This window comes from Paraburkholderia antibiotica (assembly GCF_012927125.1).
In the GTDB taxonomy this organism is placed as follows: Bacteria; Pseudomonadota; Gammaproteobacteria; order Burkholderiales; family Burkholderiaceae; genus Paraburkholderia; species Paraburkholderia antibiotica.
In genome coordinates this window covers 295,974-315,466 of sequence record NZ_JABBFZ010000001.1, presented here as the reverse complement: position 1 = coordinate 315,466, position 19,493 = coordinate 295,974, and the positions used below count along the sequence as shown (strand labels likewise).

Annotated in this window: 16 protein-coding genes; 11 read left to right on the top strand and 5 right to left on the bottom strand. The window is 66.8% G+C overall.

Translation table 11 applies throughout. The annotated features are described in order from the left end of the window. Positions 1–37: 37 nt before the first annotated feature. Together HHL14_RS01480 and HHL14_RS01475 are read right to left on the bottom strand one after the other, a co-directional pair. The gene (locus HHL14_RS01480; RefSeq protein WP_169495818.1) at positions 38–544 is read right to left on the bottom strand and encodes an acyl-CoA thioesterase; all 507 of its coding nucleotides are present in this window, start codon (positions 542–544) and stop codon (positions 38–40) included. A 317-nt stretch (positions 545–861) separates the two neighbouring features. Continuing rightward, entirely contained in the window at positions 862–1,002 is a 141-nt protein-coding gene (locus tag HHL14_RS01475; RefSeq protein ID WP_169495817.1) for a hypothetical protein, read from the bottom strand. A gap of 537 nt (positions 1,003–1,539) precedes the next feature. Here HHL14_RS01475 and HHL14_RS01470 point away from each other — a divergent pair. Both HHL14_RS01470 and HHL14_RS01465 read left to right on the top strand, forming a co-directional pair. Then, complete coding sequence (locus HHL14_RS01470) at positions 1,540–2,268, top strand: ArsR/SmtB family transcription factor (RefSeq protein ID WP_169495816.1); 729 nt, start codon at positions 1,540–1,542, stop codon at positions 2,266–2,268. Between the two features lie 274 nt (positions 2,269–2,542). Then, the gene (locus tag HHL14_RS01465) at positions 2,543–5,368 is read left to right on the top strand and encodes a DUF6600 domain-containing protein (RefSeq protein ID WP_169495815.1); all 2,826 of its coding nucleotides are present in this window, start codon (positions 2,543–2,545) and stop codon (positions 5,366–5,368) included. A 139-nt stretch (positions 5,369–5,507) separates the two neighbouring features. On the opposite strand, the gene HHL14_RS01460 is transcribed toward HHL14_RS01465, so the two are convergent. Next, the gene (locus tag HHL14_RS01460; protein ID WP_169495814.1) at positions 5,508–6,479 is read right to left on the bottom strand and encodes a thymidylate synthase; all 972 of its coding nucleotides are present in this window, start codon (positions 6,477–6,479) and stop codon (positions 5,508–5,510) included. A gap of 349 nt (positions 6,480–6,828) precedes the next feature. Next, entirely contained in the window at positions 6,829–8,226 is a 1,398-nt protein-coding gene (locus tag HHL14_RS01455; RefSeq protein ID WP_169495813.1) for a sigma-54 dependent transcriptional regulator, read from the bottom strand. 703 nt (positions 8,227–8,929) lie between these two features. On the opposite strand from HHL14_RS01455, the gene HHL14_RS33710 reads away from it, so the two are divergent. The 9 genes from HHL14_RS33710 to HHL14_RS01410 all read left to right on the top strand — a co-directional run bounded on the left by HHL14_RS33710 (position 8,930) and on the right by HHL14_RS01410 (position 17,641). Then, positions 8,930–9,232, top strand: a complete 303-nt coding sequence (locus HHL14_RS33710; RefSeq protein ID WP_329601596.1) for a hypothetical protein — start codon at positions 8,930–8,932, stop codon at positions 9,230–9,232. A gap of 282 nt (positions 9,233–9,514) precedes the next feature. Further along, positions 9,515–10,072 carry a hypothetical protein gene (locus HHL14_RS01445; RefSeq protein WP_169495811.1) on the top strand — a complete coding sequence of 186 codons (558 nt, stop codon included), beginning with the start codon at positions 9,515–9,517 and terminating at the stop codon, positions 10,070–10,072. Continuing rightward, positions 10,069–10,752 carry a hypothetical protein gene (locus HHL14_RS01440; RefSeq protein WP_206002146.1) on the top strand — a complete coding sequence of 228 codons (684 nt, stop codon included), beginning with the start codon at positions 10,069–10,071 and terminating at the stop codon, positions 10,750–10,752. Before HHL14_RS01445 ends, HHL14_RS01440 begins: the two co-directional genes overlap by 4 nt. A 25-nt stretch (positions 10,753–10,777) precedes the next feature. Beyond that, positions 10,778–12,169 carry a serine-rich family protein gene (locus tag HHL14_RS01435; protein WP_169495810.1) on the top strand — a complete coding sequence of 464 codons (1,392 nt, stop codon included), beginning with the start codon at positions 10,778–10,780 and terminating at the stop codon, positions 12,167–12,169. A 106-nt stretch (positions 12,170–12,275) separates the two neighbouring features. After that, positions 12,276–12,989 (top strand): C39 family peptidase, encoded by a 714-nt coding sequence (locus HHL14_RS01430; protein WP_169495809.1) that lies wholly within the window; start codon positions 12,276–12,278, stop codon positions 12,987–12,989. Positions 12,990–12,996: 7 nt separating this feature from the next. After that, the gene (locus HHL14_RS01425; protein WP_169495808.1) at positions 12,997–13,809 is read left to right on the top strand and encodes a peptidase C39; all 813 of its coding nucleotides are present in this window, start codon (positions 12,997–12,999) and stop codon (positions 13,807–13,809) included. 106 nt (positions 13,810–13,915) lie between these two features. Continuing rightward, positions 13,916–15,355 (top strand): hypothetical protein, encoded by a 1,440-nt coding sequence (locus tag HHL14_RS01420; RefSeq protein ID WP_169495807.1) that lies wholly within the window; start codon positions 13,916–13,918, stop codon positions 15,353–15,355. 24 nt (positions 15,356–15,379) lie between these two features. Then, a complete protein-coding gene (locus HHL14_RS01415; RefSeq protein ID WP_329601595.1) occupies positions 15,380–17,017 on the top strand; it encodes a sigma-54 dependent transcriptional regulator in 1,638 nt (545 codons plus the stop codon). A gap of 123 nt (positions 17,018–17,140) precedes the next feature. Further along, positions 17,141–17,641 carry a dihydrofolate reductase gene (locus HHL14_RS01410; RefSeq protein WP_169495806.1) on the top strand — a complete coding sequence of 167 codons (501 nt, stop codon included), beginning with the start codon at positions 17,141–17,143 and terminating at the stop codon, positions 17,639–17,641. A 225-nt stretch (positions 17,642–17,866) separates the two neighbouring features. Here HHL14_RS01410 and pmbA read toward each other — a convergent pair whose 3' ends face one another. Continuing rightward, positions 17,867–19,237 carry a metalloprotease PmbA gene (gene pmbA / locus HHL14_RS01405; RefSeq protein WP_169495805.1) on the bottom strand — a complete coding sequence of 457 codons (1,371 nt, stop codon included), beginning with the start codon at positions 19,235–19,237 and terminating at the stop codon, positions 17,867–17,869. Positions 19,238–19,493 lie beyond the last annotated feature (256 nt).

The following is a 19,493-nucleotide window of genomic DNA, read 5'->3' as shown; positions in this document are numbered from 1 at the left end:
AATGGTGGCGTAAGCGTTGCGGAGTGTGTCGCTGCGCTTAAATTTTCCCCTGCGCGACTTCGTCCGGCTTCAGCTCGACGATCGCGTCGAGCGCTTCCTTCACGTCCATCGCGTACTTCGCGAGCCGCTTCTGCTCGTCGGTCTCGGGCACGAATGCGGGCACCGACACCGGGTGACCGTTCTCGTTGACGGCGACCATCACGACCAGACAGTCGGTGGTCTGCAGCAGCTCGCCGCCCTTCGGATCGCCCGCCTGCACCGACACGTGGATGTGCATGCTGGTGCGGCCCGTTGCAACCACGCGCGCGCGCAATTCGACCAGATTGCCGACGAGAATCGGCCGACGAAAGCGGATGTTGCCGACGCTGACCGTCACGCAATAGCGCCCCGACCACACTGCCGCGCACGCGTACGCGGTTTCGTCGATCCACTTCATCAGCGCACCGCCGTGCACCTTGCCACCGAAGTTGACCGAGGTCGGCTCGGCGAGAAAGCGGAAGGTGGTTTCCGAACGATCCAACGGTGCTGCGGGGATAGTGCTCATCTTGGCTCCGATCACGCGGATGCATTGAAAGGAGGCGATTATACGAGCGCAATATTGCCGGCGGTGCGGCATCGATTGGGGGGGCTGACGAAGGGACGGCGGCGGGAAGTCAGACTGTTCAGGCTTTCTTTCGAAGTACTTTCGAAACGTGACGGTTTGGGTGCCGGTGGACGCCGGCGCATTTGCGTTCGTGGCTCGAGCTCGATGCGGGCTTCATGAAGTTCCACGGAGGACGCGCCACCCAGTCGCCGTCAGGCGCGGTCCGGTTGTGTGGCTGCTTTTCGTGTACTGCCTGCGCACCGCATGCGATCCGCGCGCTAGTTGCGGACGCTAATACCTTGGTCGATCGTGCCGTACATGGTGATGCTGCCGCTGCCGGCCGAGCCCGGGCCGCCTCCGCCCTGCGCACAGGCGCTGAACAACAGAACCGCTGCGGCAACCGCAAAGAGAGATTTCATCACTTCAGATTCCTGCAAAGACAGGCTTCGATTCTAGCCTGGCGGCATCGGGCGGCGCAGCCGAGCGGTCGGCCTGCCCACGTACGCTGCTTAAGCCGCGGGTCGTTGCGGCGAGGTGCGCCGGGCGCGGTCACGGTATTTCATTATTCACGCGAGGCTGAAACATCGAATCCCGGGCGCGGGTACAGTGAGCGTCATGGCGACGCGGTTTGCGTTGTCACTGCGCCGCGTGACCGGGCGAACCAGGTTTTGCTGCTTTGCTGCTTTGCTGCTTTGCTGCTTTGCTGCTTTGCTGCTTTGCTGCCGTGTGCCGTGTGCCGTGTGCCGTGTGCCGTGTGCCGTGTGCCGTGTGCTGCTTGCCTGCTTGCCTGCTTGCCTGCTTGCCTGCTTGCCTGCTTGCCTGCTTGCCTGCTTGCCTGCTTGCCTGCTTGCCTGCTTGCCTGCTTGCCTGCTTGCCTGCTTGCCTGCTTGCCTGCTTGCCTGCCGCGCGCCGCTTCGCTTACCCGCGCGGCCGCCCCGCCGACTCAGGAGCTTCCGATGACCACCGCTCTCACCGACGACCAGAACCACTTCCCCGGCCTCAGCCGCATCGGCGCGCTGCTCGCCGATCCCGGCCGCGCCGCGATGCTGTGGGCGCTGATGGACGGCAGCGCCCGCCCCGCCGGCGAACTGACGATGATCGCCGGGCTGTCGCCCTCGGCAGCGAGCGCGCATCTCGCACGACTCACCGATGGTGGCCTGCTCGCGCTCGAAGTGCGCGGCCGGCATCGCTACTTCCGGATCGCGTCGGCGGAGATTGCCGCGTCGATCGAGGCGCTCGCCAATGTCGCGCAGGTCAGCGCGCCGCAACGGGCCGCGCCGCGCCCCGCGCGCACCGTGCCGCTGGAAATGCGCTACGCCCGCACCTGCTACGACCACATGGCGGGCGAACTGTCGGTGCGGATCTTCGAGCGCATGCTCGACGACGGGATGCTGACCCAGCACGGCACCTCGCTCGATGCCACCGCGCAAGGCGCCGAGCGCTTCGCCGGCTGGGGCGTCGATCTGTCCGCGCAGCACAGCCGCCGACGCCGCTTCGCGTGCACCTGCCCGGACTGGAGCATGCGCCGCCCGCATCTGGGCGGCGCGCTCGGCGCGGCGCTGCTCGACGCGTGGTCGGTGCACGGCTGGGTCGAGCGTACCGAGCGGCCGCGCGTGCTGCGCATCACGCCGGCGGGGCATCAGCATTTCGATGCGTTTCTTGGCACGGGAGCGGTGACGGGATGAGGCAGCGTCGGGTGCCTTGCCGTCGGACAAACTAGCCATCAACCATCGCCGCGTAAGCGATCGCCAGACAAACGGACCGCAATTCAAATTCATCCGCGATGCGGCGCTACCCGACCCACGCAACCCGACTCGCTTCCACCTCCCAGCCCTTCTCCGAGACCTTTTGTTACACGCCAGCGAAGCCACCTTACAAAACAGGGGGCCTTGAAACATAGCCGGCGGGTACAGTGACTCCAAGGATTCGGCGCGTTGCCGCGTCCGCCGGAGACCCGTCATGACACGCCTTACCCCGTCCCCGAGCAAGCCCGGAACTTCACGCCTTCTGGTCGGCTATACGCTGATCGCGGCCGCCGTCGTCGCACTCGCCGCGCAGGTTGGTTTCGCGCAGGAAGCTCCGCCAGCGCCGCAGGGCGCAGCCGACATCGCCACCGCGCCGGCAGGCGATCCGCCGGGGCGCATCGCGCGTCTGAACTACATGGCCGGCACCGTGACCACCGAACCCGCCGGCGCCGCCGACTGGTCCTACGCGCAGATCAACCGGCCTCTTACGACCGGCGACCAGCTCTGGAACGACCAGAACGCGCGCTCCGAACTGCACATCGGCTCGACCGCGGTACGCCTCGGCCAGAACACCAGCCTCGACGTGCTCAATCTCGACGACACCAGCGCGCAGCTCAAAGTCGCGCAAGGCACGCTGTCGACGCGCGTGCGCGAACTGCCGGCGGGCTCGTCGTATGAAATCGACACGCCGAATCTGGCGCTCGGCATGAACGGCCCCGGCGACTATCGTGTGGACGTCGCGCCCGATGGCAGCAGCACCACCGTCACCGTGCGCAGCGGCAGCGCGGTCGCGTATGGCGACGGCGGCCAGATCCCGGTCGCGGCGGGCCAGCAGATCCGCTTCGCCGGCACCAACCTGCAACAGCTCGCCGACGCCCGCGCGCCGGGTCCCGACGAACTCGACCAGTGGGCCGCCAGCCGCGACGCGACCGAAGACCGCTCGGTGTCGGCGCGCTACGTGTCGCGCGACATCCCCGGCTACGCGGACCTCGACGCCAACGGCACCTGGCGCGACACCCCGCAGTACGGCGCAGTCTGGGTGCCGCGCGCGACGCCGGCCGGCTGGGCGCCGTACCACGACGGCCACTGGGTCTGGCAGGCGCCGTGGGGCTGGACCTGGGTCGACGACGAACCGTGGGGCTTCGCGCCCTACCATTACGGCCGCTGGGCTCAGGTCGACGACAGCTGGGCGTGGGTGCCGGGTCCGCTCGAAGCCGACGCGCCGCCGGTCTATGCGCCGGCGCTGGTTGCTTTCGTCGGCGATGGCGACGACAGCGGCGGCGGGGGCGTCGACTGGGGCGTGAATCTGGCGATCGGCGGAGCGGTTGCGGCGGGCGTCGCGTGGTTCCCGCTCGGGCCGGGCGAGCCGTGGCATCCGCACTGGGGCGACCGCGACCGCTGGAGCCCCGCGTACTACAACCGCGTGAACCGCACGACGATCGTCAACGATTACCACCGCGACATCACCAACGTGAACGTTCACAACACCTACGTGAACTATCGCGTGCCGGGCGGCGTAACCGCGATGCCGGCGACCGCGTTCGTGCATGGCCAGCCGACCGGACGGTTCGCGCAGAAGGTCGATCCGCGTCAGTGGCACAACGCGCGGATCAACCCCGGCGCGCCGGGCATCGCGCCGGTGCGCGAGAGCTTCGGCCCGGATCTGCGACGCGCGAATTACCGGCCGCCGGCGAGCGTCGCCGGCCGACCGGTGGTCGCGACGCGTAATCCGACGATGCCGGCCGCATATCACGACGTCCTCGCGCAACGTTTCGCGCAAAGCGGCGGGCGGGTGCCGGGCGGCGGCCAGCCGGTCGTGCGAACCTCGGTGCCCGCGCATATGACCGGCACGCCGGGCGCGCTGCCGATCGCGAATGTGCGGGTCGTGCAGTCGCATGTGCCGGGACGGCCGCCGGGAATGGCGGCGGGTGCGCCGGGTACGCCCGGCGGACCCGGCATGATGGGCGGCCCGGCTGGCGGCCCAACAGGCGGGAATGCGCCGCGTGGCGTCGAACAGGCGGGACAGCGGCCGGGTGAAAAGCCGGGTGAGAGACCAGGCGCGGGGCCTGTCGCGGGCGCGCACGGCGAAGCGCCGCAGACGCGACCGGGGATGCCGCCCATGGCGGGCAATCCGCGTCAGCCGCAACCGGGCGAGAGCGGGCAGATCGGCCGACCGGGTCAGCCAGGTCAGCCAGGTCAGATGGGGCAGATGGGCCAGCCGGCCCATGCGCCGAATGGCGTGCCGCGGCCGCCGCAGGCGGGTGGCGGCAATCCGGGCAACTATCCGGGCAACTACCGGGGCGCCTCTCCGGGCAGCGCTGCACAGCAGCACGGCGCGCCGCCGCAGCAATGGGGCGCGGTCGGCCGCTCAGAGCCGGCGTGGACGCAACCGCATACACCGATGGGCCAGCAACGGCCGCGCATGGAGCAACCGGGCAGTCCGCAGCAAGCGGGACAGCCGGGTTTCGCGCAGCAACCGGGTGTGCCGCATCCGCAACAGAATCCGGACGCGCAGCAGCAGGCACGGCAACCGGAAGGTCGGCCGCAACCGCTGCAATCCATGCAGCCGATGCAACAACCGCCGCACGCCGAGTCGCCGCAACAGCAACAACAGGCTCAGCAAGCGCGGATGGAACCGCGCCCGCAAGCGCCGCAGCCGCGCCCGGAACCTCAGGTTCAGCAAGCACAACAGCCGCGCTTCGAACCGCGCCCGCAGCCGATGCAACAAGCCCGACCGGAGCCACAGGTGCAGCAAGCGCAGCAACCGCGTTTCGAGCCGCGTCCACAGCCGGTCCAGCAACCACGCCCCGAGCCGCAGATCCAGCAGGCGCAACAGCCGCATTTCGAGCCGCGTCCGCAGGTGCAGCAACCTCGCCCGGACCCGCGTCCACAGATGCAGCAGCCCCGCCCGGAACCCCGGCCGCAGCCCCAGCAGGTCCAGCAGCCGCGTCCGCAACCGCAACCGCAACCTCAGCCGCAGCAGCAACGCGCCGAGCAGCATCAGGGCGGCGGCAATCGCGACGAGCATCACAAGGGTTGAGCGCGCGGCCTCGCCTCGCGCCCTGTCCTCAGCAACACCCCACTCCGGACAGCAAAGCGCCAATAAAAAAACCCCGCGACGCGCAAGCTCGCGGGGTTTTTTACTGTGCAACGCGCTCGCTGTCGCACATCGCACGTCATCAGATCGCCATCGGCGCGGTCAGCGGCTCGTGGTGTCGATAGCCGACCAGCGAAAAATCCGCCGGCTCGATCTGCTCCAGCCATTCCGGTTGATACACACCGGTCTTCGCGTACTCGGGCACGCGATCGGCGATCTCCAGTTGCGGGCTCTCGTACGGCTCGCGCGTGAGCTGCTGCTGCAACATGTCGAGCTGGTTTTCGTAGATGTGCGCGTCGCCGATGAAATAGCTGAACCAGCGCGGCGTATAGCCGGTCAGTCGACCGACCAGATGCAGCAGCGCCGCGCCCTCGGTCAGATTGAACGGCGTACCAAGGCCGACGTCGTTGCTGCGGATGTACAGACACAGCGAAATCTCGCGACGCGTCACGTTCGGCAGGAACTGATACAGCAGATGGCAGGCCGGCAGCGCGATCTGATCGAGTACCGCCGGGTTCCACGCATGAAACAGAATCCGTCGATCGGCGGGGTTCTGCATGATCGTGTCGAGACATTGGCGCAGCTGATCGATCGCCTTGTAGAGCAGCACCTTCGGGCGACCGTCTTCGTCGAATTGCGTGATCACGCGAAAGCCGCGCGCCTGGGCGTCGGCCAGCTGCGCGCTCGCGTCGGCGTCGAGCACCTTGTAGGCCGGCCACTTGCGCCATTGCACGCCGTACACGTCGCCGAGATCGTCGGGCCCCTCGCGATACGGATTGGCGAGCCACTGCGCGTTCTGGTTCGCGTTGCCGTCCCACACCTTGCAGCCGAGCGCGCGGAAATCCGCGGCGCTGCGCGACGCGCGCAGAAACCCGACCAGCTCGCCGATCGCCGACTTGAACGCGAGCTTCTTCGTCGTGACCGCCGGAAAGCCCTGCTGCAAATCGAAACGCAGCATCGCGCCCGGCATGCTGATGGTGCGGATGCCGGTGCGGTTTTCCTGCCACGTGCCGGTATCGAGAATCGTGCGGACGAGGTCCAGGTATTGTTTCATGCGGGGTTCCTTCGACACGGCGCGAATCGGACTCGCGAGTCCAACTCGATCTACGCCACGAGATTGAGCAAAACCCGATTCTAGCAAGCGCAACCCGGCGACGCCCGGCATGGCGTGGCGCGTTGACAATTCAGGGGATGACGGACAGGAGGAAAAGATCGCAACCGGCGACGGATGCGCAAAAAGCAAGAAGCGCAAGAGGCACAAGACGCGCAGGCTGCCAGAGCAGCGATGAACGACGCGCAGCGACCGGCGACGACATAACGACCCTCGCAGGCCGCCAGCCTCACCGCTCATCCGCTCAACTCAACCGCTCAACGCCTACGGCCCGCTCGCGTCCCGACGAGACTCAAAGATGCTGCACCGAAGCCGGCAGATCGCCATGCGGCGCCGCGGCCATCGGCTCGCCTTCCATATGCCGCATGCCGTGCGAGCACAAAAGCCGATACAGCGTGACGCGGGAAATACCGAGTTCCTGTGCCGCGTCGCCGAGACGCCCGCGATGCCGCAGCAGCGCCAGTTCGATCGCCTGCCGCTCGGCCGCCTCGCGCGCCTGTGCGAGCGACACCGGCACGATCTCGACGTACTCCGCGAGTTCGAGGTCGCGCGCGGTGATCGCGCGTCCCTCCGACATCACGATCGCACGGCGCACACGGTTGATCAGCTCGCGCACGTTGCCCGGCCAGCCGTAGTTATGCAGCGCCGCGATCGCATCGGGCGCGAAGCCGCGCAGCCGGCGACTCGCATCTTTCTTGAAACGTTCGAGCATGTGTCGCGCGAGCAGCTCGATGTCCTTGCCGCGCGCACGCAGCGGCGGCTCGTCGATCTGCAGCACGCACAGACGGTGATACAGGTCCGAGCGGAAACGCCCTTCGATCATCGCCGCGGTCATGTCCACGTGGGTCGCGGAAATGATGCGCACGTCGACGTCGATCGCGGTATGGCCGCCGAGCCGCTCGACCTTGCGCTCCTGCAGGAAACGCAACAGGCTCGCCTGGCTTTCGAGCGGCAGATCGCCGATTTCATCGAGAAACAGCGTGCCGCCATTGGCGGCCTCGACCCGGCCGATCTTGCGCTGGTTCGCGCCAGTGAACGCGCCGCGCTCGTAGCCGAATAGTTCGGATTGCAGAAGATGCGGCGGAATCGCGCCGCAGTTGATCGGCACGAACGGCGCGTTGCGGCGCGCCGAGCGTTCGTGAATCGCCACCGCGGTGAGTTCCTTGCCGGTACCGGATTCGCCAGAGATGAACACCGGCGCGTCGGTCATCGCGACCTTGCGGATCGAGCGGAACAACGCGAGCATCGCATCGCACGAGCCGACCATTTCGCCTTCGGCGCCTTGCGAGCCGTCGTTCGACGCGGTTTCGCCGAGCGAGATCATGCCGTAAGCGTGACCGACCGAATCGACGATGCGATCGCCCGAATACGGCACCGTCACGTAATCGAAACAGTAGTCGCGCACGAGCCGGCGCAACGCGGCGTCCTGCAGCTGGCCCGGCATCGTGGCCGCGACCCAGCCGACGTTCGGCATGGTCAGACAGGATTCGAAAGCGGCGATTTCGTGCGGCTGGAAATCGCTGGAAAGATCAAGCAGGCCGCCGGCCGCCATGCCGGTGCGGACCGCGCGGCGGGCGTCGCGCGCGGAGCCGACGACTTCGACATGCCAGCCGCGCTGCAGAAAACGCGTATTCAGTTCCGCGCTTGGGTCACGCGAAACGTAAATCAGTTGCCGCGTTGCGGGTTCCATTATTCAGATCCTCTCGTCAACGAACGTTAAGGACGACGCATGCACCTGAAACTGTGGTTCAGACACGCTGACCCATTCGGGTTTCGCGAAGCGCAAAACCGAACGGCCATTCCATTCCGTGCGGACAGCTGATCCCCAGAAAGCGGCGTGTGTGTTTGAGACGACCTGTTATGGGCCTTTTTTAAATCTGAAGCTGTTTTCGAGAGCTTACTATACGCGCGCCGCGTCGAAAACAATTATGCGAATTTAATCGGGGACCCTTTACCCATTAAGGCGCGGCGGGCGATAAACATTTATTCAGCCGACAAATAAAAGATTACCGAAAGGTCTATTTCACGGTTTGCAGAAGGTACTTAGTACCGTGGGATTAACAAATTATAGGTATTTCCTGCTGAGTCGTTTCAACGCTGAAACATTTTTTTTCGATTTAGCGTCTATTTCGCATTGTTATGCATGCCGCTTCCAGGCGCATCAATGGGTTGCGAGCGATGGCACATGTTTCGCTAAATGCCATGCACCAGGGAGACACATCATGCGACTCGCTTTCCGCATCGATCCAATAAGCCGCGCAGCACGCTTCGCCATTTGTGCGGCTCTTGCATTGAGCGCCTTGCCGGCAGCGGCCGACACCGGCAGCACGCCGGCCGCTTCGACTCAATCCGCCATGCTGGCGGACTCTAGCGACTCCACCAGCCCCACTTCCGTGGCTGCGCAATCCTTTGCGCTGACGCCCCCTGACGACCCCAGCCAGCTCTCCGCCCAGCCAGCGAGCCCGGCCGCCGATGCTGCATCGGTGAACGATATTTCGCTCGACGACCAGATGCTGTCGCGGCAACGCGGCGGCGCGGTCGGCATGTTGATGGTCGCCGCGACGCCGCAGCTGATGCAAGGCGGCGGCAACCAGGTGACGTTGTGGGACGAGATCGCCCCGCCCTCGCCGTTGCCGGTACCGGTCGATGCCGCGCACTCCGCGCAGGGCAACGTCGCGACGTACCAGCGTAAGTAACGGCGCACATAACGACACAAGCAACAACGCACGTCACGGCGCCCATTTCGCACCCGTCGCGCCAACGCAACGCACGAGCAGCAGGGACGCAGCAACAGGCAGCAAGCGGTAGCAACAAGCAGCAGCGCAACGCAAAGCAACACCGAAGCAAGACAGCACCCAGGCAACGTACGACAAGCAGCTCAAAAGCAACAGAGACCAGGCAATGCAGGACCGGCCACGCGGCGCGCACCACACGCCGCGCGCCGGCGGGCTACAAGAGAGAAGAGAAAGGACCGGGACATGACTACGACCCTCCAGATGCCGCGCGCCTCAAGGCTGGCGACGGCGTCGCTTCACGGCGCGCCTGCCTTCGCGCCCGCGGCTTGCACCAGCACGATGGCCGCCGCTCTCGCCACCGCCCTCCTCACCGTCTGCTTCGCGAGCGCCGCGCGTGCCGAACAGGTCGCCAATCCGGGCGACATCATCGTCGAGCGCACTGTTACGCCGCGCGACGCGTTCGTCCCCGTGCCGCGCGACCAGGACCCGGTCGCGGTGCGCGCCACCACTTTCCCGGCCAATTCGTTCAATCCGGCGCTCGCCACACTCGTGGGCGACACCGATCTGACCAATGCGCACGGGTCGAGCGGCGTCGCCGAAGGCGGCGTGCTCGGCGGCACCGGCATGCAGGCGGTCACGCAGATTCTCTCCGGCAAGGCGACCGGCAACGCCATCCCGTTGAACGCGGGCGGCATCGGGGGTCCGGCGGCCGGCATCGGCGGCACGATCAGTTCGACGGTGACGGGCGCGCTCGCGCCGCTGTCGAACGTACTCGGCGGCGCGTTCGGAGGCATGAAATGAACGCGCGCCTCATTCGTCTTCCGCTCAGGCCACTGCACGCCGGCGCGTTGCGTGTCTGGGTCAGCGCGTGCGCTCAGGTCGCAATCTCCGTCGGCATCGGCATCGGCGCGACGGCCCTCGTGGCGAACCAGGCGCAGGCCCAGTCGATCCCCGTCGTCGGCGCAACCGCGACGATCGGCAACGGTGCCGGCGCGGGCGTCACCGGCGCATTCACGGTCAACGAAACGGCCGGCGTCGACAACGCCCAGGCCAACCAGATCACGGTGACGAGCGGCGGCCTGGTCGGCAACGCGAACGCGAGCGTGCAAAGCGCGTCGGTCGCGGCCAAGGTACCGCGCGCACAGGCCTCGATCGAAGCCAACGCCTTTTCGAATACATCCGGCGCGGTACTGGTGAACCAGTCCGCCGGAGCAGGGAATCTGCAGCGCAACAGCACCCTGTTGGGGACTGCGGCGCTCGGAGTCGAGACCGTCTCGGATGGGGAGCTATCCGCGACGGCCCCGAAAAACGGGAGTCTGGGGCCATCCAGTACGGCTCACGGCATGCGCGAGGCCAACATTTCCAACCAGGCCTTCCGCAACGCGAACGGGATCGTACAGGTCAACCAGGCAGCCGGCGCCGGTAATGCCACGGCAAACAGTTTTGTGCTCCGTCCCCCGGCGGGCACTTTTTTTAACTGACCACACTTAAGTATCGGAGCGAATCATGAAGCGCACTCTTATTGCCGCAGCCGTGCTCGTTGCCGCATCCGGCAGCGCGTTTGCCGCACCGCAAAAGGCCTGGCTGTTCAACACCACCGCCGTGGGCGAGATGGTCGGCGTGGAAGGGCTGGTCGGACTGTATGGCTGCGTGCACGTGTCGAGCACGGCCGGCGCGGTGATCAACAACAATCAGTCAGTCACCGTGAATGCATCGCTCGATCCGCAGGCGCAGACCTATGCCAGCGGCAGCGTGACCACCACGATCAACAACAACCGCTCGTCGGTCAGAGGCGGCGGCACGGCCTTCGCGTTCACGACGCAAAACCATTCGACCTCGAGCTCCGGCTCGCAAGGCTTCGAAGCTTCGGGCGGCTATGTCTACGGCAGCCAGAGCTCGTCGGTGTCGGGCGGCGGTTATGAAATGAGCCAGCAGGCAGCCGGCATCGCGGGCGGCTTCTCGCACACCAGCCAGAACTCCGGCGGCCACATCGCGGCGGGCGGCTCGATCGGCGGCGGCTACAGCTATTCGGACCACAACACGTTCTCGCACGGCAACGGCTCGTTCAACGCGCACGGCGGCCTGCAGGCCGGCTATCGCGAATCGAGCTATTCGAACTCGTCGGGCCTCGCCGGCGGCTTCGAAGCGAGCGAAGCGTCCGGTCAAGGCCGTATGTGGGGCTTCACCGCGAGCCAGGGCTCGGGCTATGCGGCGGTCGGCGAACAGTCCTCGGGCTATTCGCGCAGCCGCTCGTCGTCGACCGATGCATACGGCGCCGCATGGGGCGTCGACGCCAGCCTCGCGACCACCGACGTGACGACCCGCGGCTCGGTCACCGAGCACATCAACAACCAGGTGGCCGGCACGCTAACGGCGACAACCGGCACCAACGCGGCGAGCAACGTGTCGGGCAACCTCGGCGTGAACATCGCCGAAGGCATCAGCAACGAGCAAAGCAACGACGTCTCGCTCGCTTCGGTCGACATCGGCAACGTGTTCGGCAACGCGCAGGACTTCAACACGCAATCGTCGAGCGGCAATGCCCGCATCAACAACTTCAACCTGAACGCGTCGGTCGGCAACGGCTCGCTGTCGGGTGTGACGGGCAATGTCGGCGTGAACGTCGCGTCGGGTATCGGCAACGTGCAGAACAACAGCCTTGCCGGCGCCGTCACGACGACCTCGCCGGGCCACGCGATGACGACCGCGATGGACGCCACGGATGACAACTCGCAAACCGCCGGCATGACGGTACGCGGGCAATTCCAGGGCACTGCGATGCTCGGCGCCGACACCTTGCACGGCGCGTCCGGCAACATCGGCGTGAACATCGCCGGCGGCGCGGGCAACCTGCAGCACAACGGCCTGGCGATCGCGGCTCTGAACAGCGGCCACTAAGCCGGCGCAGCAACAACAGCAGTACAGCAGAAGAAGCGTTAAAGCAGTCGGGAGGACGCGCCGGCAGCCGCAGAAGCTGCCGGCGCGCATCGGGCAGGAGACCAGCATGACCGGGTTCAAGGGGTTCCCGGCGCTACCGTTCGCCGTAGCGCTGGCAGGCTGTGTGCTGTGCGCGGGTCACGCCGCCGCACAGTCGAGCATCGACACGTCGACGCTCGTCGGCGTGCCTTTGACGAAGCCGATCCGCTCGATGAAGGATCTGCGCTACAGCCACATCGTCAATCAGCAGTTCGACTACAGCTGCGGCGCCGCGGCGCTCGCCACCCTCCTCAAGTACGGCTATGGCATCGATATTCCGGAGACCGAACTGATTCGCCGGATGATGGCTTTTTCGACGCCTGAAGTCGTCGTCAAGAACGGCTTCTCGATGCTCGACATGAAGAACTTCGTCGAGACCATCGGTCTGCGCGGACGCGGCTTTCGCGTCACCGTCGAAGCGCTTCACCACCTTCAGATCCCCGTGATGGTCCTGATGAACATCGACGGGTACGAGCATTTCGTGATCGTCAAGCATGCGCAGGACGGCCGCGTGTTCATCGCGGACCCGGCCCTCGGCAATCGCATCGTGCTCGAAGAGGACTTCGCGAAGACCTGGAACGGTCTGGTGTTCGCGGTCCTCGGCAAACCCTTCAGGGAGGATTCACCGCTGTTGCAGGGCAACGAGTCGCTCGCGCTGAAGCTGCGCGCCGGTGCGCTGGAAGGCGGCACCGCCGCGACTCCCTTTTTCGAGTACGGCTTGAACAAGGCAGACATGTTCTGATCCCGCCATGAAGTCACACCTTACACAGCTTGGGTTCGTGCTCTGCGCCGCCGCATGCGGCGCCGCCGGCATGGCCCAGGCGTCGGAGGGCGCCGCCTCGCCAGCGACGTCCGATCCGATACCGCGCGCCGCCGTCGCGCCCCTCACGGTGCAGGTCGTCGGCGACGACGTCCTCGCGACCCAGACCGGCAAATATGCCGGCGCCACGATGATTTCCGGCTTCGTGCTGAACGTCATTTCGCAGTGGCAGTTGCCCAACGGCGTGAGCGCGCTCGCCCAGGGCACGCTGAGCGCGGCGCAGAACGCGAGCGGCCAGCTCGCCAGTTCCGTCGCCACCTCGGCCAGCGTGAGCGGCGGCTCGCATGGCCACGGCGGCCATGGCGGGGATTGGGGCGCCAATCCCAACGCGTCGGCGAGCGGCGGCCAGAGCATCGGCGTGAACGGCGTCTCGCAGATCACCCAGGTCGCGGGCGATAACAACAGCGGCACCAATGCCGCGCTGATCGACTTCAACAACAACGCAGTCACGCTGACGGGTGCCGCGAACACGCCGTCGGCCGTGGCCAGCAATTCGACCGGCTCGGTGAAAGCCGGCATCTCGTTCGGCAACGGCGGCGTGAATGTCACGTTGCAGACACCGGCTGGGCTCGCCACCCAGACCATCGCACCGGGCAACGGGCAGATCGCCCAGTTGCTGCAGATTGCGGGCAATAACCAGCAAGTCGCCAACGCCCTGCAACTGCATCTGCAAACGCAGCAGATGTCGGCCGCGATGCTCCGTCAGATCGGCGTACTACAGGCTTTGCAGAACAGGAGATAAACCGGCGGGCCGCCACCCGCCATCGCAGCACAGGCAGTAAAGATACGGTCGCGCGCCACGGAGGCAGGGAGGCAGGACGCGCGGCCGGTACACCGGGGGGTAAAAGATGAAAAACATGTCGTCAACCAGGGCGCCGCGCATGGCGCTGGCGGCCATTCCGGCCGCCGCCATGCTATGGGCCCTTTCGCAATCGGCGAGCGCGCAGGCGCTCGCCGGTCAATCCGTGGAAGATCGTCTGAATACGCTGATGCGCGTCGTCGACGAACAGCAGCGGCAAATCCATTCGCTCGAACGCCAGGTCACCCAGCTCGAGATGGCGCAACGCGGCCGCGGCATGCCCGGCGCGGGCGCGCCCGCGGGCAGCGACGCGGTCGCCGAGCAGCCCGGCGCCGACAACCTGCCGGTGCCGCTGCCGCCGCTCGCGCAGATCACGCCGGGCGCGCCCGCGCCGGCCGGCACCACCGGCACCGCGACCGGCGTGCCGGTCAACCCGCCGCCGCCGGATACGGGCAGCGCGGCCGGCGGCCTGCCGCCCGCCACCGACGGCAGCGGCGCGGTCGGCCAGACCCAGCGCGCCGCCGAGCCGGTGCGCACCCAGGCCGAGCAGGCGGTCGTGCAGCGCGAACATGCGCCGCTGTTCGACCACAAGCTGACGATGGACTTCGGTATCAGCGATACCTACTACGACCGTCGTCAGTTGCAGTTGTCGGGCTTCCTCGCGCTCGATGCGATCTTCCTCGGCAACATCAACCTCGGCCAGACCAAGTCGCACCAGGTGATGGCCGACCTCGATACGCGCTACGGGCTGACCGACCGCATCAGCGTCGACGTCGACGTGCCGTACGTGTACCGGCGCAGCAACTTCATCGTCGGCGGCGCGGGCGGCGCGGCGAGCACGTTGTCGGACGCGACGGTGTCGAGCCATGCGCTCGGCGACGTGAACTTCGGCATCTACTACCAGTTCCTGAGAGAGACCAACAGCATGCCGGACGTGGTCGGCAGCCTGCGCTTCAAGGCGCCGACCGGCACCTCGCCGTTCGGCCAGAAGGTCGTGCAGGTCGACGCCGACAACACCAACCTGGTCGCGCCGACCAGGCTGCCGACCGGCACCGGCTTCTGGAACATCACCGCGGGTCTGTCGGTGCTGAAGACCTACGACCCGGTGGTGCTGTTCGGCAGTGTTTCGTACACCTACAACATCGCGCGTTCGTTCGCGGACATCTCGTCGGTGCAGGGGCAAACCGAACCGGCGACCGTCAAGCTCGGCGACATCGTGCAGTTCGGCGGCGGCGTCGCGCTGGCGTTCTCCGACAAGGATTCGGCCAGCGTGTCGTTCACGATGGCGCTCGAACCCGAGTCGCAGACCCGCGCGCCGGGCGGCTCCTACACGAAGGTGCCGGGCAGCGAAACCACGGCCGCAGCGATGAATTTTGGCCTGAACCACGTCGTGAACAAGCACCTGACCATCAACGGGTCGGTGTCGATCGGGCTCACCCCCGACGCGCCGAACTTCGTGGTCGGCGTGCGGTTTCCCTACACCTTCTGACGTGCCAACGATGCGAGGTCGAACGTGCGTGAATCACCTCATCTGACCAGTGTGACTGCCGTGGCGGCAGCGGGATCGCATCTGTCGCTGGCGCGGCCGGTGGAGCGCGATGCGGCCGGCGACGATGTGTCGGCGGCTGAGGCGCCGGAAGCCGACGCGATGGCGCTAGCCGGCGAGCCGACGCCTGCCGCCGCCGCGAACGTGCTCGGCATCGCCGCCGGCGGCGGCGTCAATGCGGCCCATGCAACCGGAGCGAGCGGGACGGCCGCGTCGGCACGCGGCGTCGCCCGTGTGTTGCTGTACGTCGCGCGCGCGCCCGACGAAACGCTGATCGCGCAGCTGAAAAGCCGGGGCTGGCAGGTCGCGGCCGCGCGCTCCGCGCACGAACTCGGGCGGCTCGTGAAGCCCGATCTCGCGTGCGCGGGGATCGTCGATCTGGCGAGCTTCGCGCCGCGCGACATCGGCGGACTCGAGACCAGCCTGCGCCAGCAGCAGGTCGGCTGGATCGCGCTCGCCACCAACGAGCGCCTCAACGATCCGCTCGTGCGACGCCTCGTGCGCCACTACTGCTTCGACTTCGTGAAGCTGCCAGTCGCGCACGCGACGATCGACTATCTGGCCGGCCACGCGTTCGGCATGGTCGCGCTGTGCGATCCGGAGGTCGCGCCGCCCGTCGGTGAATCGGGCGACGAGGAAATGGTCGGCACCTGCGAGGCGATGCAGCAGCTCTTTCGCACCATCCGCAAGGTCGCCAACACCGACGCGAGCGTGTTCATCTCCGGCGAATCGGGCACCGGCAAGGAGCTCACCGCGCTGGCGATTCACGAGCGCTCGCCGCGCCGCAAGGCGCCGTTCACGGCGATCAACTGCGGCGCGATTCCGCATCATCTTCTGCAATCCGAACTGTTCGGCTACGAGCGCGGCGCGTTCACCGGCGCGAACCAGCGCAAGATCGGCCGGGTCGAGGCGGCCGACGGCGGCACCCTCTTTCTCGACGAAATCGGCGATCTGCCGCTCGAAAGCCAGGCGAGCCTGCTGCGCTTTCTGCAGGAAGGCAAGATCGAGCGGCTCGGCGGGCGCGAATCGATTCCGGTCGACGTGCGCATCATTTCGGCGACCCACGTCGATCTCGACGGCGCGATGCGCGACGGCCAGTTCCGCGCCGACCTGTTCCACCGTCTGTGCGTGCTGCGCGTCGACGAGCCGCCGTTGCGCACGCGCGGCAAGGACATCGAAATTCTCGCGTATCACATCCTGCACAAGTTCAAGAACGACAATGCGCGCAAGATTCGCGGCTTCACGCCGTCGGCGATCGAGGCGCTTTACAACTACGGCTGGCCCGGCAACGTGCGCGAGCTGATCAATCGCGTGCGCCGCGCGATCGTGATGGCCGAGAACAAGCTGATCTCCGCCGACGATCTCGACCTCGCGGGCTTCACCGAGCAGGAAAGCATGACGCTCACGCAGGCGCGCGAGGCCGCCGAGAAGCGCGCGATCGAGGCGGCGCTGCTGCGTCATCGGCATCGACTGACGGAGGCCGCCGCGGATCTGAATATCTCGCGCGTCACGCTGTACCGGCTGATGGGCGTGCACGGGCTACGCGAACTCGGCGGCACCGACGACAAGGGTGCGCTCGCGGCGGATGAGCCGGCGCGGGGGTGAATGGGACTGGGTGGGGCCGAGTGAGGCAATGAGCCGCCGCCGGCACCGCCCCAAGCCGCATGCGCGGCGGTACGTGCCGGCGGGTCGGGTAGAATCGCCCGGTTACCCTCCTCTTTCCATTCGATGACGACGCTCACCCTGATCGTCGCTCGCGCCAGCAACGGCGTGATCGGCCGCGACAACCAGTTGCCCTGGCGACTGCCCGAGGACCTCAAGTTCTTCAAGCGCACCACGATGGGCGCGCCCATCATCATGGGCCGCAAGACGCACGAATCGATCGGCCGGCCCTTGCCGGGACGTCGCAACATCGTCGTCACGCGCGATGCGTCGCGGCGCTATCAGGGCTGCGACACCGCGACCAATCTCGACGACGCGCTGCGCCTCGCCGGCCAGGATCAGGCGCCGCAGGCATTTCTGATCGGCGGCGCGCAGCTGTATCAGGAGGGGCTGCAGCACGCGGACAAGCTGATCGTCACCGAGATCGCCGCCGACTTCGACGGCGACGCGACCTTCCCCGTGATCGACCGCGCCGTGTGGGAAGAGATCGCGCGCGAGGCGCATCACTCGAACGCGCCGAACGACTTCGACTACGCGTTCGTCACGTATCAGCGCAAGGACGTCTGAAGGCGGGCGCGCTTAACGCGCGTTTGCAAGACACTTGCCACGCATGTACCGCGCGTCAAGCACGCCTGTGTCGGTCCTCGCGACACCTACCGCGCGAATAAAAAAAACGCCACGCAACCTGCCGTTGCGTGGCGTTTCTGTTTTCGAGGCGCGCTCACCAGCATCGGGAGCGCATCCGCGCGGCCGCAAACCGGCCCACCGCTGATTGCCTGCTTATATTCCCCCTCACTGCCCCGCGATCGTCATCCGTTCGATCAGCACCGAGCCGGTCTGCTTGGTACCGCGCGTGATCGTATCCGCGCCGATCGCGACGATGTGGCGGAACATCTCCTGCAGCGTGCTCGCGACCGTGATCTCCTCGACCGGATACTGGATCTTGCCGTTCTCGACCCAGAAGCCCGACGCGCCGCGCGAATAGTCGCCGGTCACGTAGTTGACGCCCTGCCCCATCAGCTCGGTCAGCAGCAGCCCCGTGCCGAGCTTCTTCAGCATCGCTTCGAAGTCGTCGTCCGGGCGCGTGTTCGAACTGCGCAACGACAGGTTGTGCGAGCCGCCCGCGTTGCCGGTAGTTTGCATGCCGAGCTTGCGCGCGGAGTACGTGGACAGGAAATAGCCCTCCACCACGCCGTCCTTCACGACCGAGCGCTGATGCGTGCGCACGCCTTCTTCGTCGAACGGCGCGCTGCCCATCGCGCGCGCGACGTGCGGGTCTTCGACCACCTGCACGTGCGGCGCGAACACCGGCTTGCCAAGACTGTCGACGAGGAACGAGGTCTTGCGATACAGCGCGCCGCCGCTCGTCGCCTGCACGAACGCGCCGAGCAGCCCGGCCGCGAGCGGCGCCTCGAACAGCACCGGCACCTTGCGGGTGTCGAGACCGCGCGCGCCGATGCGTGCCAGCGCGCGCTCGGCCGCGTACCGGCCGACCGCTTCGGGATCGGCGAGCTCGTCGGCGCTGCGCGTCGACGTGTACCAGTCGTCGCGCTGCATGTTGCGCCCGCTGCCGGCGATCGGCGCGCACGCGACGTAGTGGCGCGAATACGGATAGCCGGCGAGGAAGCCGCGCGAGGTCGCCAGCACGAACTGCGAGTGCTGCGCCGACACGCTCGCGCCTTCCGAATTCTTGATCTGCGGATCGGTCGCGAATGCGGCATCTTCGGCGCGGCGCGCGATTTCAACGGCTTCGTCGGCGGACAGATTCCACGGGTGATACAGATCGAGGTCGCGCGGCGCAGTTTCGAGCAGCTCGGCTTCGGCGAGGCCCGCGCAATCGTCTTCGGCGGTGAAGCGCGCGATGTTGTAGGCGGCCGCGACCGTGTCCTTCAGCGCCTGAGACGAGAAGTCCGAGGTGCTCGCGTTGCCGCGCTTGTTGCCGATGAACACCGTCACGCCGACCATCTTGTCGCGGTTGTGCTCGATCGTTTCGACTTCGCCGCGCCGCACGGAGACGGACAGGCCGTCGCCCTCGGAAATCTCGGTTGCGGCGTCGGTGCCGCCGAGCGCCTTCGCGTGACGAAGGATGTCCGAGGCGATTTCCTTCAGCTCATCCTGGGTATGCGGAAAAAAGCGCTGCTTGACGTCCATGTCTGCTGCCATTGTGGTTGTCGTCCTGTTGGGGCCGCGCGGGCCCTGGGTATGCGCACCGGGTTCGGCGCAGGCGCGCGCGGGTGCGGGATAAATGCATCCCGCGATCATAGCAAGGTACGCGACGCCGTACCTGTGATTCGCGGCACCGCCGCGCGCGAGGCCGCATGCGCGAGCGACGCGGCCCGCTTTGACCCGCTTCGACCCACTGCGCCCGACTCCACGAGCCGGCAGCCTCACGGCCAGGCCAGCGCGGCAAGTTACAATA

Bases quoted from the DNA above. Each gene is read 5' to 3' on its own strand.
- HHL14_RS01430 (WP_169495809.1), top strand. From the start codon at position 12,276: ATGACCGGGTTCAAGGGGTTCCCGGCGCTACCGTTCGCCGTAGCGCTG.
- HHL14_RS01465 (WP_169495815.1), top strand. From the start codon at position 2,543: ATGACACGCCTTACCCCGTCCCCGAGCAAGCCCGGAACTTCACGCCTT.
- HHL14_RS01470 (WP_169495816.1), top strand. From the start codon at position 1,540: ATGACCACCGCTCTCACCGACGACCAGAACCACTTCCCCGGCCTCAGC.
- HHL14_RS01425 (WP_169495808.1), top strand. From the start codon at position 12,997: ATGAAGTCACACCTTACACAGCTTGGGTTCGTGCTCTGCGCCGCCGCA.
- HHL14_RS01410 (WP_169495806.1), top strand. From the start codon at position 17,141: ATGACGACGCTCACCCTGATCGTCGCTCGCGCCAGCAACGGCGTGATC.
- pmbA (WP_169495805.1), bottom strand. From the start codon at position 19,237: ATGGCAGCAGACATGGACGTCAAGCAGCGCTTTTTTCCGCATACCCAG.
- HHL14_RS01420 (WP_169495807.1), top strand. From the start codon at position 13,916: ATGAAAAACATGTCGTCAACCAGGGCGCCGCGCATGGCGCTGGCGGCC.
- HHL14_RS01475 (WP_169495817.1), bottom strand. From the start codon at position 1,002: ATGAAATCTCTCTTTGCGGTTGCCGCAGCGGTTCTGTTGTTCAGCGCC.
- HHL14_RS01435 (WP_169495810.1), top strand. From the start codon at position 10,778: ATGAAGCGCACTCTTATTGCCGCAGCCGTGCTCGTTGCCGCATCCGGC.
- HHL14_RS01455 (WP_169495813.1), bottom strand. From the start codon at position 8,226: ATGGAACCCGCAACGCGGCAACTGATTTACGTTTCGCGTGACCCAAGC.
- HHL14_RS01480 (WP_169495818.1), bottom strand. From the start codon at position 544: ATGAGCACTATCCCCGCAGCACCGTTGGATCGTTCGGAAACCACCTTC.
- HHL14_RS01440 (WP_206002146.1), top strand. From the start codon at position 10,069: ATGAACGCGCGCCTCATTCGTCTTCCGCTCAGGCCACTGCACGCCGGC.
- HHL14_RS01445 (WP_169495811.1), top strand. From the start codon at position 9,515: ATGACTACGACCCTCCAGATGCCGCGCGCCTCAAGGCTGGCGACGGCG.
- HHL14_RS01460 (WP_169495814.1), bottom strand. From the start codon at position 6,479: ATGAAACAATACCTGGACCTCGTCCGCACGATTCTCGATACCGGCACG.